The organism is Leisingera sp. ANG-S5 (genome assembly GCF_000813925.1).
Lineage (GTDB): Bacteria > Pseudomonadota > Alphaproteobacteria > Rhodobacterales > Rhodobacteraceae > Leisingera.
In genome coordinates this window covers 144,402-159,800 of sequence record NZ_JWLH01000001.1, presented here as the reverse complement: position 1 = coordinate 159,800, position 15,399 = coordinate 144,402, and the positions used below count along the sequence as shown (strand labels likewise).

Sequence of the window (15,399 nt, the reverse complement as noted above, 5' to 3'; positions counted from 1 at the left end):
TCACACCTCAGTCGCCCTCGAACAGCGGTTTTTCCTTGTTCACAAAGGCATGGTAGGCGCGTTCGAAATCCGCGGTCTGCATGCAGATCGCCTGCGCCTGCGCCTCGGCCTCGATCGCCTGCTCGATCGACATCGACCATTCCTGCGCCAGCATGGTCTTAGTCATCATGTGGCCAAAGTTCGGACCCGAAGCGATCCGCGCGGCCCAGCTTTGCGCCTCCGCTTCCAGCTCGTCCGCCGCAACCAGCTTGTTGTGAAAGCCCCATGCGTGGCCCTCTTCGGCGCTCATCGACCGGCCCGTGTACAAGAGCTCCGCCGCCCGGCCTTGGCCGATGATCCGCGGCAGGATTGCACAGGCGCCCATGTCGCAGCCCGCCAGCCCTACCCGGGTGAATAGAAACGCGGTCTTGGCCTCCGGCGTGGCTATGCGGATGTCGGCGGCCATGGCGATGATCGCCCCCGCGCCCACGCAAATGCCGTCAATCGCCGCAATCACCGGCTTGCCGCAATTTACCATCGCCTTGACCAGATCGCCGGTCATACGGGTGAAGGCCAACAGCTCCTTCATGCTCATGCCAACCAGCGGCCCGATGATGTCATGCACATCGCCGCCGGAACAGAAATTGCCGCCGTTAGATGCAAAGACCACCGCCTTGATGCTGTCGTCGTAGTGCAGATCGCGAAACCAGTCGCGCAGCTCTGCGTAGCTGTCGAAGGTCAGCGGGTTCTTCCGCTCCGGCCGGTCCAAGGAAACCGTGGCAATGCCATCCTCGATCCGGCACAGGAAATGCCTGGGGTCCCGGTTCACCTTCATGCCTTGCCTCCCTCATCCAGCCGCCGCGCCACCGCGTCCAGGCTCTCGGCTATCCCTTGCGCCTCATCCGCGGTCAGCCCGTCAAAGGCCGCGTTGATCCAGCCCTCATGCGCTTCCGCCTGGCGGGAAAACTCCACCCGGCCAGCATCTGTCAGCCGCACCAGATTGGCGCGGCGGTCGCCCTCAACCTTCTCGCGCTGCACATGGCCGTCCTCGACCAGCCGCTCGACAATGCCGGTCACATTGCCGTTGGAGACTTTCAGAACCCCCGACAACTCGCTCATCTTGAGGCCTTTTTCATGCTGCATCAGCGCCGCCATCACGTCAAACCGCGGCAGCGTGGTTGCAAACTCCCGCCGCAGGTTCTCGCGCACTTCGCTCTCCACTGCCTTGGTGGCCTTCAGCACTTTCAGCCACAGCCGCAGCCGGTCTTTTGATGTCGTGCTCAAATTTCCCCTCCCGACACGCTCATTGCGTGCCCATTGACCGAAGCCGCGCCCTCAGACGCCAGAAACACCGCCGTGGCCGCCACTTCCTCCGGCGCGATCAGCCGCTGCATCGGGTTGCCGCCAACCACCATCTTCAGCGCCTTCTCGCGCGGTATGCCATGCCGGGCCATCAGCCCAGTGATGGCGCTCTCCGCCATCTCGGTATCCACAAATCCGGGGCAGATCGCATTGCAGGTAATGCCACGCTTGGCCACGCTCTGCGCAACCGAGCGCACCAGCCCCAGCACCCCGTGCTTGGAGGCCGCATAGGCCGGGATCTGCGCCCCGCCTTGCAAGGACGCAGTGGAGGCGATGGCAATCAGCCGCCCGCCCGGCTCCATGCCTGCCCGCAAGGCCGCCCGGAAGGTCAGGAAGGTGCCGGTCATGTTGACCATCAGCGTGCGCTGCCACTCCTCAAGCTCAACATCCTCGATCCGCGCCGCAACGCCGGTTCCGGCATTGGCAACAACAACATCGTAGGACGTGGCGAACAAAGCCTCCACCTGCGCCTCATCCGTCACATCCGCCACGCGGATCTCCAGCCCCAGCCCCTCAGCCGCCGCCTCCAGCGGTTCCCGGCGGCGTCCGGCGATGGTGACATGGCAGCCGTCCGCAGCAAAAGCATGGGCAATCGCCTTGCCAATCCCCGTGCCGCCGCCAGTGACAAGTACCCTGCGTGTCATGCCCGGATCACCTCCGCCTCACGGTCCGCCAGGCGCCAAGCCTGATCGCGGCCCGCATGATAGGGCAGCGGCCAATCGCCGTGGCGGTCGCCGATCCGCGCGGCCTCATGCAGCGTCCAATAGGGATCGGCCAGATGCGGCCGGCCCACGCAGACCAGATCGGCCCGCCCTGCCATCAGGATCGAATTCGCATGATCGGCCTCATAGATGTTGCCCACTGCCATGGTGGCAATCCCGGCCTCGTTGCGGATGCGGTCGGAGAACGGCGTCTGGAACATGCGGCCGTAGACCGGCTGCGCGTCCGTTGAGGTCTGCCCGGCGGAGACATCGATTATATCGGCCCCGGCAGCGGTGAAGGCCCTGGCGATTTCCACCGCCTCCTCCGGCGTGACACCTTCGTTGCCGACCCAGTCATTGGCAGAGATCCGGACCGACATCGGTTTGCCTTCGGACCAGACCGCGCGCATGGCCCGGAACACCTCCAGCGGATAGCGCAGGCGGTTTTCCAGGCTGCCGCCGTACTCATCGCCCCGAATGTTCGATTTTGGCGATATGAAGGACGAAATCAGGTACCCATGCGCCGCATGAAGTTCGATCATGTCAAACCCGGCGCGCTCCGCCATTTGCGCCGATGCAACAAATTCGTCGCGAATTTGATCCATTTCCGCCCGCGTGATTTCCCGCGGCGCCGGGTTGTTTGCCGACCAAGGGATCGCGGAGGCCGAGACCGTCTCCCAGTTCCCGTCTGGCAAGGGCGCATCCATGACTTCCCAGCCCAACTGGGTTGAGCCCTTGCGGCCCGAATGGCCGATCTGGCAGCAAATCTTGGCGCTGGTTTCGCCATGCACGAAATCCGTCAGCCGCTTCCACGCCGCCTCATGCTCCGGCGCATACAGGCCCGGACAGCCCAGCGAGATCCGGCCCTCTGCAGACACACAGGTCATCTCGGTATAGACCAGCCCGGCCCCGCCCTTGGCACGCTCGCCATAGTGGATCAGATGCCAGTCAGTCGGGCAGCCCTCCACCGCCTTGTATTGCGCCATGGGGGAGACCACGATGCGGTTCTTCAGCTCCATTCCGCGCAAGCGGAACGGAGCAAACATCGGCGGCCGCACCGGCGCATCCGCGGGCGCGCCGGCCTTGTCCTGAAACCACTTTTCGGCGCTTTGCAGCCACTCGGCATCGCGCAGGCGCAGGTTCTCGTGGGAAATCCGCTGCGAGCGTGTCAGCAGCGAGTAGTTGAACTGCACCGGATCCATATCCAGGTAACGCTCGACCTCCTCGAACCACTCCAGCGAGTTGCGCGCCGCCGATTGCAGCCGCAGCACATCCAGCCGCCGCTCCTCCTGGTAGCGTTCAAACGCAAGTTCCAGCGTCGGCTCTGTGCTGACCAGCTCTGCCAGCGCAATGGCACTGTCAAACGCCAGCCGCGACCCCGACCCGATGGAGAAATGCGCAGTGGCGGAGGCATCGCCCAGCAGCACGACGTTCTCATGGTGCCACTTCTCGCACAGCACCCGCGGGAAATTGATCCACACTGCCGCCCCGCGCAGGTGCGCCGCATTCGACATCAGCGCATGGCCATCCAGATGATCGGCAAAGATCTCCTCGCAGGTGCGGATGATCTCCTCCTTGCTCATGCCCTCGAAACCCCAGTTTCCCCAGGTCTCAGCAGAGCATTCGACGATCACCGTCGCGGTGCCGGCGTCGAACTGATAGGCGTGGATCCACATCCAGCCGTGCTTGGTCTTCTCGAAGATGAAGGTGAAAGCATCATCAAATTTCTGATGCGTGCCCAGCCAGATGAACTTGCAGGGCCGCACGTCGATTTCCGGTTTAAAATGTTCCGCGAACTCATTGCGAACACTGGAATTCAGCCCGTCGCAGCCGACCACCAGATCATAGTCTTTCTGGTACTCTGACGCGGGCTTGGCAACGGTTTCGAACTGCAGATCCACCCCCAGCTCCCGCGCCCGGTCCTGCAGCAGCAGCAGCATCTGCTTGCGCCCGATCCCGGCAAATCCGTGCCCGCCCGACACCGTGCGGGTGCCGTCATGCACGACAGCGATGTCATCCCAATAGGCAAAGTTCTCGCGGATCAACTCGGCACTTTTGGGGTCATTGGCGCTCAGGTTCTCCAGCGCGTCATCCGACAGCACCACACCCCAGCCAAAGGTATCGTCAGGCTTGTTGCGCTCCACCACCGTGACTTCGGCCTCCGGCTGGCGCAGCTTCATCGAGATGGCAAAGTAGAGGCCCGCAGGTCCTCCTCCCAGACAGACGACTTTCATGATCATCCCTTCCCGCTCAGCGCACGTCTCTGAGGTTCAGGATAAGCAGGTCCTGAAAAACTTCAAGCATAAAGTTTTAAGCTTGAAGTAATTGCATGAGCAAGGCGGCACCGCCCCGGTCACAGAACCGGGGTATAACCGCCCGCCTGAAAACGCGGATCACAGCCCTCGCAAGTATTCCATCACCGCCGGGCGCACCGCCTGATCGCCGCGGTGGCGGGCGTCGGAGATGATCTTGCGCAGTTCGCCCAGATCCACCCGCAGCAGCAGCGACTTCACCGGCCCGATGGAAGCCGGGCGCATCGACAGCGTGCGGATGCCCATTGCCGCGAGGCAAACCGCCTCGACCGGGCGGCCCGCATCCTCGCCGCAGAAGCTTAGCGGCGTGCCGGAGATCGCGCAGCGCTCCACGATCCGTTCGATGAAGCTCAGGAAGCTCACGTTCAGCGTATCATAGCGCCGCCGCACCCGCTCATTCTCGCGGTCGGCCGCAAAGAAGAACTGCTTGAGGTCATTGCCGCCGATCGAGATAAAGGCCACCTCGTCAAAAAACTTCTGCGGCGCATAGGCCAGCGAGGGTGTCTCCAGCATCGCGCCGATCTTCAGGTCAGCGGGCAGCACATGGCCCAGGATGCGCTCGCGCTCGATGGTCTTTTCCACTTCCGCCCGGGCGGCGCGGTATTCCTCGAACTGGGCAACGAAGGGAAACATGATCGACAGCGGCCGCCCCTCGGCAGAGCGCAGCAGCGCCTGCAGCTGCATCCGCATCACGCCCGGCTTGTCCAAACCCACTCGGATCGCCCGCCAGCCCAGCGCCGGGTTCGGCTCATCGGTGGGCTTCATGTAGGGCAGCACCTTGTCGGAGCCGATATCCAGCGTGCGGAACACCACCGGCTTGCCGTGGGCGGCATCCAGCACCCGCTTATAAAGCGCCACCAGCTCCGACCGTTTCGGCATCTGGTTGCGGACCAGGAACTGCAGCTCGGTCCGGAACAGCCCCACGCCCTCGGCACCGGAACCGTCCAGCGACGGCAGGTCCGCCATAAGGCCCGCGTTCATCACCATATTGATGCGCTGCCCGTCGGTGGTGACCGCGGGCTTGTCGCGGATCGAGGCATAACGCTCCTGCGCCTTGGTGTGCATCGCGATCTTGTCGCGGAAAGCGCCGACAACGGTGTCGTCCGGGCGCAGATGCACCACGCCCTGATCGCCGTCCACCATGATGTGGTCGCCGTTCAGCGCCTCCGTGGTGACCCGCTTGGCATTCACCACCAGGGGAATCGCCAGCGCCCGCGCAACAATCGCGGCGTGAGAGCCGACAGAGCCTTCCTCCAGCACGATCCCGCGCAAGCTGCGGCCGTATTCCAGCAGGTCGCCGGGGCCGATGTTGCGGGCAATCAGGATCGGGTTCTCCGGCAGCTCAGCACCCGTGTTGGCGCCCTGCCCGGTCAGGATCCGCAGCAGCCGGTTCGAAAGATCATCCAGATCGCTCAGGCGTTCGCGCAAATACGCATCCTGCACCTGGCTCATCCGGGTGCGGGCCTGGGACTGTTCCTTCTCCACCGCAGCCTCGGCGCTCAGACCGCGGGCGATGTCCTCTTCCATCCGCCGCATCCAGCCCTTGGAATTGGCAAACATCCGGTATGCCTCAAGGACTTGCAGCTGTTCCTTGTCGCCGTTGCGGGAGACTTCCAGCATTTTGTCGACACCGACCCGCAGCTCCTCCACCGCATCGTTCAGCCGCTCGAGTTCGCGCTGGGGATCATCGGCAATCGGATTGGTCACGATCACCCGCGGCTCATGCAGCCACACGTGGCCCTCCGCCGCGCCCTCCTGGGCTGACGTGCCGTGGATCAGAACCGCCTGCTGGTGCAGCGGCGACAGCGCCGCCCCCTCGCCGACAAAGGCGCCCAGTTCGGTCATCTCGGCAATCACCATCGCCACCACTTCCAGCGCATAGACAGCGTCGGCGGAAAACTCGCGCGCTTCCTTGGACTGCACCACCAGAACGCCCAGCATCTCGCCCAGCCGCTGCACCGGAACCCCCAGGAAGGAGGAGAACCGCTCCTCCCCGGTTTCCGGCATGTAGCGGAAGCCCTTGGCATTGGGCGCATCCGGCGTGTTCACCACCTTGCCGTATCTGGCGACGCGGCCCACCAGGCCTTCACCGATCCGCATCCGGGTCTGGTGCACCGATTCGCGGTTCAGGCCTTCGGTTGCGCACAGCTCCAGCGTCTCATCATCGCGGAACAGATAAACCGAGCACACCTCGGTCCCCATGCTGTCGGCGATCAGATGGGTGATCTTGTCGAGCCGCGCCTGGCCGGCATCATCACCCGCCATCGCCTCGCGCAAGCGAACCAGAAGCTTCCTGCTTTCAGATTCCGTGGTATCGGCCATTCTCACCCTCTCCCGAGGTCATTTCCCTGCACACTGCCGCCCAGATTGCTCCCTGGAAACGGACACCGCCCAGAGTAGTACGCCAGTGCTCTCTCCTCCACCCACTTGTCCCACCCCGGCGGAAAAAGTCCAAGAGTTTTTGCAGCATTGCCTGCAATCGGTGCAGCCTGCTGCAGCTGCAGGCAGAACGCCGCCCGCCACGGGGATCACACAACAAAGGCGCCTGAACGGCGCCTCTGCAGATATCAAAAATCTTTTTCGGAATAAGCGCTTAGCGGGCTTTTTCCAGTTCGAACGCATCATGCAGCGCCTGCACCGCCAGCTCCATGTACTTGCGGTCGATCAGCACCGAGATTTTGATCTCGGAGGTGGTGATCACCTTGATGTTGATGCCCTCGTCCGACAGCACCTTGAACATCTTGGCCGCGACACCCGACTGCGAGCGCATACCGATGCCAACCACCGACACCTTGGCCACATCCTGATCGGCCAGCAGCTCGGCATAGTTCAGCTCGCCCTGCTCCTTGATTGCCAGCAGCGCCTTTTCGGCACGCGCAACCTGATCAGTCGGGCAAGAGAAGGTCATGTCGGTGCGGCCGTCCTCAGAGACGTCCTGCACGATCATGTCGACGTTCACACCCGCGTCGCTGAGGGTGGTGAAGATGGTCGCCGCGATGCCCGGACGGTCGGCCACCGACTGCACAGTCAGCTTGGCCTCATCGCGGGAGTAGGCAACGCCGTTTACAACATTGGATTCCATGATTTCCTCCTCGTCGCAGACCAGGGTTCCGGCCTCGTCGGACTGTTCTTCAAAGCTAGACAGCACGCGCAGCTTCACCTTATAGCGCATTGCCAGTTCAACCGAGCGTGTTTGCAGCACCTTGGCCCCCAGCGAGGCCAGTTCCAGCATTTCCTCAAACGCAATCTTGTCCAGCTTGCGCGCCTTGCCGCAGATCCGCGGGTCGGTGGTATAGACGCCATCCACATCGGTGTAGATATCGCAGCGCTCCGCCTCAAACGCGGCGGCAAAGGCCACTGCCGTGGTGTCGGACCCGCCGCGGCCCAGGGTGGTGATGCGGCCTTCGGGGCTGATGCCCTGGAAGCCCGCCACTACCGCCACCTTCATGCCTTCGGCAAACTTGGCGTTGATGTTCTCCGGCGGGATCTCTTCGATCCGGGCTTGGCTGTGCGCAGAGGTGGTCATCAGCGGCACCTGCCAGCCCTGCCAGCTGCGCGCCGGGATATCCATCTCCTGCAGAGTCAGCGCCATCAGGCCCGCGGTCACGTTCTCGCCAGAGGACACAACGGCATCATATTCCCGCGCGTCGTACAGCGGCGAGGTCTCACCGACCCAGCCCACCAGCTCATTGGTCTTGCCGGACATTGCCGACACAATGACGATCACGTCATAACCCTTGGCCACCTCAACGCCGACGCGTTTGGCGGCGCGGCGGATGCGGTCCAGGTTGGCGACAGACGTGCCGCCGAATTTCATCACAAGTACGGGCATATGGAACGGGTCTCCCTGCGCTTGCGGGTTTCGGTCCCGTGCCTCATATGCGAGCGGTCCCCCAAGGGCAAGAGCATGCAGGCCATCCGGGCAAGGAAGCTGCGGCCCGCCCCCGGATTTCAGCGCGGCAAAGCGCCACAAGGCTTTGACTGCGCAATTTCTGCCAAACCCGCTGCATCCCGTCCCGGGTTATCCGGCTGCTCTGTGTCAGGCGCGCCAGAACCGCACTGTCAGGATTGCGTAAACCGCCATGAGTTCCAGCCGCCCGATCAGCATCGCCACGCTCAGGATCCACTTGGCCGGATCGTTCAGGGTCGAGAAGTTGCCCGCAGGCCCGATGGTGTCCCCCAGACCGGGTCCGATATTGGCCACCGCCGTTGCAGCGCCGGACACCGCGGTCACGAAATCCAGCCCGGTGAGCGCCAGCATCCAGGCAATGATGCCCAGCGTCACCACGAAGAACATGAAGAAGGAAATCACCGAGCTCAGCACATCGGCATCCACCGGGCGCCCCTCATAGCGGGTCAGGAACACCCCGTGCGGCGACCGGATGCGCTGGATCTGCACCTTGATCGAGGCAAACAGAAGCTGGTAGCGGAAGATTTTCACCGAACAGGCAGTGGAGCCCGCGCAGCCGCCAATCAGCCCGGTGAAGAAGAAGATCATCACCAGGAAGCTGCCCCACTGCATGTAGTCCGCGCTCGCATAGCCGGTGCCGGACATGATCGAGGTGATGTTAAACAGGGCTGAACGCAGCGCTTCCTCGCCGCCATGCGGGCGGGCGTAGTACAGCACCCCTGCCGCCACCGCGACCAGCAGCCCCAGCGTCATCATGAAGCCCCGGATCTGGCTGTCGCGCAGCAGCGGGGTGCCGTGCCCGTTAATCAGCTGCACATAGCGCACAAACGGCAGCGCCGCCAAAATCATAAAGACAGAGGCTGCGTATTCCACCGGTCCGGCAAAGGCCCCGAAAGAGGCATCGTAATTGGCAAACCCGCCGGTGGCGATGGTGGTCATCGAATGCACCAGCGCATCGAACGGCCCCATGCCCATCATCATGTAGACCAGCATGCAGGCCATCGTCAGCGACACGTAGATCAGTGAGATCTGCTTGGCGATCGCCTGCGCCCGCGGCAGGATTTTCCCAAAGGTGTCAAAGCTTTCGGATTTAAAGATCTGCATGCCGCCAACCCGCAGTTCGGGCAGGAACACCATTGCCACAACGATGATGCCGATGCCGCCCAGCCACTGCAGGATGCCGCGCCACAACAGAAGACCGCGCGGCAGATCATCCAGCCCGGAGATCACGGTGGACCCGGTGGTGGTCAGGCCGGACATTGCCTCGAAAAACGCATCGACAAAGCGCAGTTCGGTCGCCCCCAGCATCAGGGGCACCGCCCCGAACAGCGGCAGCGCCACCCACACCAGCGTGGTCAGAAGGAAGGTCTGGCGGATGCTCAGCCCCTCCTTCACCCCGTTGGCACAGCTCAGGGACAATAGCCCGCCCACCAGAATGGTGAAGATGGCGCTTTCCAGGAACACATGCCATTCGCCCCGGCCGTCCAGCAGGTCGACCAGCAGCGGGAATACCATCATGGCTCCCAGAATGACGACCAGCAGGCCGATGACATACCCAACCGGGCGGAGATCCAACATGCGGCGCAGCGTTGGCTCCCCGCGCGGCCGGTGTCAAGTGGGCGGCGTCAGTCGCCGCTGCCACTGGTGCCGGCAGCGTTGCGCTGCGGCATCTGCGGCGGGGTGGAAGGCTTGCGCGGACGCTTGGACGGCTCGCCTTCCGGCGCTTGTGCATTGGCGGCAGCAGCAGGTTCTGCCGCGGGGGGCTTGGGCGCAGCGGCAGCGGCTGCCGGGGCCTTTACGCTGCTTGCTGCAGGCTGAGCCCCGCCGCGGCGGGCAGAGGAACTGCGGAACATTGCAGGTTTATCCTCTGCCTTCTCCCCGGCCGTTGTACTGTTCTGATTTTCAGGCTTAACCGCAGTGGGCGCCGCAGCCTGAGCCGCCTTTGCAGCTTCCTTGTTTGGTTCCGGCTTAGCCGGCTCTGCCTTTACAGGTTCCGGCTTGACCGGCACCGCCTTGGCAGCTGCCTGCGGGGCGGCTTCGGTCTTGGCTGCCGAAGTCGCTGCCGGCTTGGCAGCTGCCGGTTTGGCAGCAGCGGTTTTGCGCGCAGGCGCCTTGCGGACCGCTGCCTTGCGGCCAGCGGTCTTGCGCGCCGCAGGCTTGCGGGCCGCGGGCTTTTTGGTTTTGGCCTCTGCTTCGGCCGGCGCCGCCGTTGCAGCCTTCGCTTCTGGTGCCGCCGGTGCAGCCTCTGCTTTCGGCGCCGCCGGTGCAGCCTCTGCTTTCGGCGCCGCCGGTGCAGCCTCTGCTTTCGTTGCCGCCGGTGCGGCCTTCGCCTCCGGTGCCGCTTTGGGGGCCTCACCAGCATCCCCTGCCATTGCCGGCACGCCTGCCTGCAGCAGGCGCCGCTGGGCTTCCATCATCGAATGGGCCAGCTGCATCTGTGCCAGCGGCGCCTGCAGCGCGGCCTCTGCTGCCTGGCGCCACAGTTTCATCTGCAGCCCGGCTGCATAGCCCGCCCATTCATGCGTCTTGACCGTCAGGCCGGGGATCTTGTGAAAGCTCGTCATTTGTTACTCCTAAAGTCCTGCACTGCACTTGCTCCGGGACAGCACAGCGATGTCCGGGCAAAGAAAACAGGGAGCAGGCGCCGGGTGCATCCCGGGCCTGTTGCAGCGGAAAACGGGCCGTCAGTTGCAGACACCAGCGCGCAAGCTCCCCTCGCCCCCGGCAGGACGGCCGGGGGGATTCGATTTGACGCTAGCATGAACTTCTGCACTGCGGCATAAAAAATGCGGCAACGCAGAAATTACCTCGGGCCATTTTGATTGACCCAGCGGAAACCCGCCTGAAAATCAGGCAGGCCGGTCCCCGTTATCCCTGGTGAATCAGGGTGGAGAACAGTTTCGGGTCCAGGCTCATCGCCTTGAACAGCGGCCCTTGAGTCAGCACGCTGACCGCATCATGGCTGTGCAGGCTTTCCTGGTGGCTCGCGACCACCCGGAAATCGCCGATCCGGTCATCACTTTGCAACGCCTCGCAGAACAGCCGCGCCGCATCTTCGACAAAGATCGGATTGGCGGCATTGAGCTCGGCAAAGGCCTGCTCGTCCTCGCGTTTCACCATCACCTGGGTCTCGGTCGGCACCGCCTTGCGGCACAGCTCAATCAGGTCTTCGAACCACAGGCACTCGCTGCCGGGCACCGACTGCACCGAAATACGTGCCACCGAGCGCTGCGAATGCGGTGTCGCCAGCTGGCCGCGCGCCTGGCGGGCGTGCTCCGACAGCTCCAAGGAGCACGGGCAGGTCGAGGAATAGACATAGTCCAGATGCATGATCTTCTCGCGCACCCCGTCATGGTCCACCAGCTCCAGCGCAAAGTCGTAATACTGGTAGCCGCTGAGACCGGAGCGCAGGCTGTTCACCCGCGCCGGAAAGGAGAACCGCATCTGGATGCGCGCATCCGGGCTGTCCAAGTCGCTCAGGTAATCATCCAGCGCATTCGCCATCACTTCAAAGCTGAAGGTGCGCTCCGCGTGCTTGTAGAAGGTGCGCATGATCCGGGACATGTTGATGCCCTTCTTGCCCGCGTCCAAGCTGACGGTGCCGGTCACGCTGGTTTCCAGCGTCAGGTCGCCATCGTCGCGGGTATGAAACCGGATCGGCAGGCGGAAGTTCGAGATCCCCACATGCTGGATCTGCTCCTTAGCGCCGCGGATCAGGCTGGTCGGCCCGTTCTGCAGGTCAGGCAGCGTCGCGCGGTAGGCGTCGTCGGATTTGAAATCCTCGGGGTAGGTCCGCGACAGCTCCGGGTAGTTGCCGACCTCACGGCCAGGCAGCAGCCGCGCCACCGCGGGGTCCAGCTCGGCAATTTCGGTCTCGGTCACGGTGCCGGCCCAGGCCCGCAGCACATCCAGCGCGGCGGCAGCTGCCTCGCGGTCCGGCGCCTCGGCAGCGTCGCGGTTGTGAATGTTCATCGGCGTTTCCCCCAGTGATACGGGCCCCATATAGGGTGCGGCAGGCCACCCTCATATACTGTTACGCGGCAATTTTCAAAACGGATCCGCCATTTGCGGCAGAACCGGCGCCTTATCGGACCCCCAGCACCTCTGCAAGGGTCCGCAAGCGGCGCGAGCGCGACTTATAATGCGCCGTCACCAGCACATAGGGCCGCGGCATCTCCAGCGCCGGGCCGTCCAGGCGGTGCAGCCTGCCCGCGCGGACTTCGCCGCCTACAACCTGTTCCGGCAGCAGCGCAATCCCCAGCCCCGCCTGCACCAGCGCCACCACCGAGGGCACCGACTGCCCGATAACCGCCGAGGCCAATTCCGCCCGCTCAATTGCGTGCTGCACAAAATACTGCCGCCAGCCCGGCACCGAGGAAATGGTCTCGCCCCAGCTGACCTCCACCAGCGGCGCCGTCCGGATGTCCATGTGCTGGTCCCTGCCAACCGGCACCAGCCGGTCCGTGAACAGGGGCTGCGTCCGGTGCTCCGGATGTTCGCCGCCATATGTCAGCCGCGCATCAATCCCCTCCGCCTCCAGGTCGATCCGGTCGTCCTCGATCCTGAGCCGCACCGGCACATCCGGCCGCACCTCCGCAAAGCTCTTCAGCCGCTCCGGCAGCCACAGCTGCGCCAATGCGGGCGTGGCTGAGATCACCAGCGGCCGGCGGGTGCCGCCTTCGGTCAGCGCCTCGGTGAAGCTGGCAATCTCCGCCAGCGACATCGCCGCCTTCTGGTAATAATCCCGCCCGGCATCGGTCAGCCGCACCTGGTTGGCGCGGCGGGTGAACAGCTTCAGCCCCAGCCAGTCCTCCAGGTTCTTCACCTGCATCGACACCGCGGCAGAACTGACGCCCAGCTCAGCCCCGGCAGCCGAAAAGCTCCCGGTCCGGGCGGCGCATTCAAAGGCGCGCAAAGCGTTCAAAGGCGGCAGCTTCATGGCCGCACAGTGCAAGAAAATCTTATGCTCGCCAAGATATTTTGTAGTGGTCAGATCGCCGCCCGGCGCGCAGGCTTGGGAAAAGCCTGAAAGACCCCAAGGAACACCCCATGCGCGATATTCTCGATCTCGACCGTTACCCGCTCGACCGCCCCGGCACCCCGGAATGGCAGGCCTTGGTCGACCGCTGCCGCGCCGAGCTGGTGGCGGACGGCATGTTCAGCCTCGAAGGCCTGATGAAACCGGAGGTCGCCCAGAGTGCTGCCGACGCGCTGACGGGCAAGTTCGAGACCGAAAGCTTCCACCACAAGCGCTGGCACAACATCTATTTCAAGGACGCCGTCGACGGCCTGGCCCCGGACCACCCTGCGCTGCAAAAGGTCGAGACCTCGAACTTCACCCTCTGCGCCGACCAGTTCCCGGGCTCGCCCGTGCTGCGCCTTTATGACTGGCCGCCGTTTGCGGAATTCCTCGCCGCCACCATGGACAAGCCCGCGCTTTACACCATGGACGACCCGCTGGCGCGGCTGAACATCATGTCCTACGGCGCAAGCCAGGCGCTGAACTGGCATTTCGACCGCTCCGAATTTACTACCACCATGCTGCTGCAAGCGCCCGAGGAAGGCGGCGAATTCATCTACAGCCCGGAACTGCGCACGGATGACGACCCGAACTACGAAGGCGTCGAACGGCTGCTGGCGGGCGATGACCCCAACATGCGCACAATCACCCTTGATCCCGGCACGCTGAACATTTTCCGCGGCAAGAACTCGCCCCACCGGGTCGGCACGGTGAAAGGGGACAAGACACGGGTGATCGCCGTTTTCACCTTCTACGAAAACCCGGGCGTGCGGTTCACTGACGAGGAGAACATCGGCTTCTACGGTCGCGCCTCATGACGGAGCTGGCTGTTTTCAAGGACGAGCGCAAACGTACCTTCCTGAACGCTGAAGGTTCGGACATGCCGCTGAAATCACCGCTGGGCCAGGACGTTCTGGACCGCGCCCGCGCCTACCGCCTGCAACGCTTGCGCGATGAGATGACGCGGCAGGACGTGGCGGGTCTCCTGCTCTATGACCCAGTCAACATCCGCTATGCCTTTGACTGCTCCAACATGTCTATCTGGACCGCCCACAACCCGATCCGCTATGCGCTGATCCTGAACGGCGGGCCGGGCATCATGTTCGAATTCAAGGGCTGCGAGCATCTGAACGACGGGCTGCCCGGCATCGACGAAGTCAGGAACGCCATTGGCTGGATGTTCATGTGCGCAGGCGACAAGGCCACGGACCGGCTGACGCCCTGGGCGGCGGAGATCGCTGATCTGGTCAGACAATACTGCGGCGGCAACCTGCGGCTGGGCGTCGACCGGATGGAGCCCGAGGGCGTGCACGCCCTGTCAGAACACGGCCTCCAGATCATCGACGGCGGCCAAATCACGGAAACCGCCCGCGCCATCAAATCCGCGGATGAAATCGAACTGATGCGCTGGACCATCCGCGTCTGCGAGGCAGGCATGGCCCGGATTTATGACCACTCAGTACCCGGCGTGACCGAGCAGGAACTCTGGGCGCATCTGCATTTCGAAAACGCCCGCTCCGGCGGCGAATGGCTGGAAACCAAGCTCCTCACCTGCGGCCCCAACACCAACCCCTGGTACAAGGAATGCTCAGCCCGCGAATGCCGCGCGGGTGAAATGATCTCCTTCGACACCGACATGATCGGCCCCTACGGCTATTGCGCCGACCTCTCACGCAGCTGGACCTGCGGCTATGCGCCGATGAGCGACACACAAAAGCGGCTGTATGCGGCGGCGCGGGCGCAGATTGAACACAACATGGCGCTCTTGCAGCCGGGCCTCAGCTTTGCCGAGTTCAACGCCAAGAGCTGGCAAATCCCCACCCCCTATCAGCCCTACCGCTACTCGCTGGCCGCGCATGGCGTCGGCATGGCAGACGAATGGCCGGTGGTGCCGCTGCATGTGGACTTCGCCGGTGCCCATGGCGGATGCTTCGAGGAGAACATGGTGATCTGCATCGAAAGCCTGATCGGCGAGGACCGTTCCGAGTCGGTCAAGCTGGAAACCCAGGTGCTGGTCACCGCGGACGGGCCGCTGCGGCTCGACAGCTTCCCCTGGGAGATGTGACCCGGTTAAAAAAGAGAGGGGGCTGTCTGCCCCCTCTTGAGCCTGCGGCT

The 15,399-nt window shown here is 63.7% G+C and carries 12 protein-coding genes; 2 read left to right on the top strand and 10 right to left on the bottom strand.

Annotated elements, in window-relative coordinates; translation table 11 throughout:
- Positions 1-7: 7 nt before the first annotated feature.
- The 10 genes from RA25_RS00785 to RA25_RS00740 form a co-directional block, all read right to left on the bottom strand.
- The gene (locus RA25_RS00785) at positions 8-814 is read right to left on the bottom strand and encodes an enoyl-CoA hydratase family protein (RefSeq protein ID WP_039169467.1); all 807 of its coding nucleotides are present in this window, start codon (positions 812-814) and stop codon (positions 8-10) included.
- Positions 811-1,263 carry a MarR family winged helix-turn-helix transcriptional regulator gene (locus tag RA25_RS00780; protein ID WP_039169466.1) on the bottom strand — a complete coding sequence of 151 codons (453 nt, stop codon included), beginning with the start codon at positions 1,261-1,263 and terminating at the stop codon, positions 811-813. The genes RA25_RS00785 and RA25_RS00780 overlap by 4 nt, the downstream gene beginning before the upstream one ends.
- Complete coding sequence (locus RA25_RS00775; RefSeq protein ID WP_019295764.1) at positions 1,260-1,985, bottom strand: SDR family NAD(P)-dependent oxidoreductase; 726 nt, start codon at positions 1,983-1,985, stop codon at positions 1,260-1,262. The genes RA25_RS00780 and RA25_RS00775 overlap by 4 nt, the downstream gene beginning before the upstream one ends.
- On the bottom strand, positions 1,982-4,276 hold the full coding sequence (locus tag RA25_RS00770) for a bifunctional salicylyl-CoA 5-hydroxylase/oxidoreductase (protein ID WP_039170246.1): 2,295 nt from the start codon (positions 4,274-4,276) through the stop codon (positions 1,982-1,984). The genes RA25_RS00775 and RA25_RS00770 overlap by 4 nt, the downstream gene beginning before the upstream one ends.
- 159 nt (positions 4,277-4,435) lie before the next feature.
- Positions 4,436-6,676 carry a phosphoenolpyruvate--protein phosphotransferase gene (ptsP, locus tag RA25_RS00765; protein WP_019295766.1) on the bottom strand — a complete coding sequence of 747 codons (2,241 nt, stop codon included), beginning with the start codon at positions 6,674-6,676 and terminating at the stop codon, positions 4,436-4,438.
- A 271-nt stretch (positions 6,677-6,947) separates the two neighbouring features.
- On the bottom strand, positions 6,948-8,186 hold the full coding sequence (locus RA25_RS00760; protein ID WP_019295767.1) for an aspartate kinase: 1,239 nt from the start codon (positions 8,184-8,186) through the stop codon (positions 6,948-6,950).
- Positions 8,187-8,393: 207 nt separating this feature from the next.
- A complete protein-coding gene (locus RA25_RS00755; RefSeq protein ID WP_019295768.1) occupies positions 8,394-9,842 on the bottom strand; it encodes a TrkH family potassium uptake protein in 1,449 nt (482 codons plus the stop codon).
- Between the two features lie 47 nt (positions 9,843-9,889).
- Positions 9,890-10,828: a hypothetical protein gene (locus RA25_RS00750; protein WP_052254128.1), complete on the bottom strand. Its 939-nt coding sequence runs from the start codon at positions 10,826-10,828 to the stop codon at positions 9,890-9,892.
- A 304-nt stretch (positions 10,829-11,132) separates the two neighbouring features.
- Entirely contained in the window at positions 11,133-12,236 is a 1,104-nt protein-coding gene (gene folE2, locus RA25_RS00745; RefSeq protein ID WP_019295770.1) for a GTP cyclohydrolase FolE2, read from the bottom strand.
- 112 nt (positions 12,237-12,348) lie between these two features.
- Complete coding sequence (locus RA25_RS00740; RefSeq protein WP_039169464.1) at positions 12,349-13,203, bottom strand: LysR family transcriptional regulator; 855 nt, start codon at positions 13,201-13,203, stop codon at positions 12,349-12,351.
- A 110-nt stretch (positions 13,204-13,313) separates the two neighbouring features.
- On the opposite strand from RA25_RS00740, the gene RA25_RS00735 reads away from it, so the two are divergent.
- Complete coding sequence (locus RA25_RS00735) at positions 13,314-14,102, top strand: HalD/BesD family halogenase (protein WP_039169463.1); 789 nt, start codon at positions 13,314-13,316, stop codon at positions 14,100-14,102.
- A complete protein-coding gene (locus RA25_RS00730) occupies positions 14,099-15,349 on the top strand; it encodes a M24 family metallopeptidase (protein WP_039169461.1) in 1,251 nt (416 codons plus the stop codon). Before RA25_RS00735 ends, RA25_RS00730 begins: the two co-directional genes overlap by 4 nt.
- The last annotated feature ends 50 nt before the right edge of the window (positions 15,350-15,399 follow it).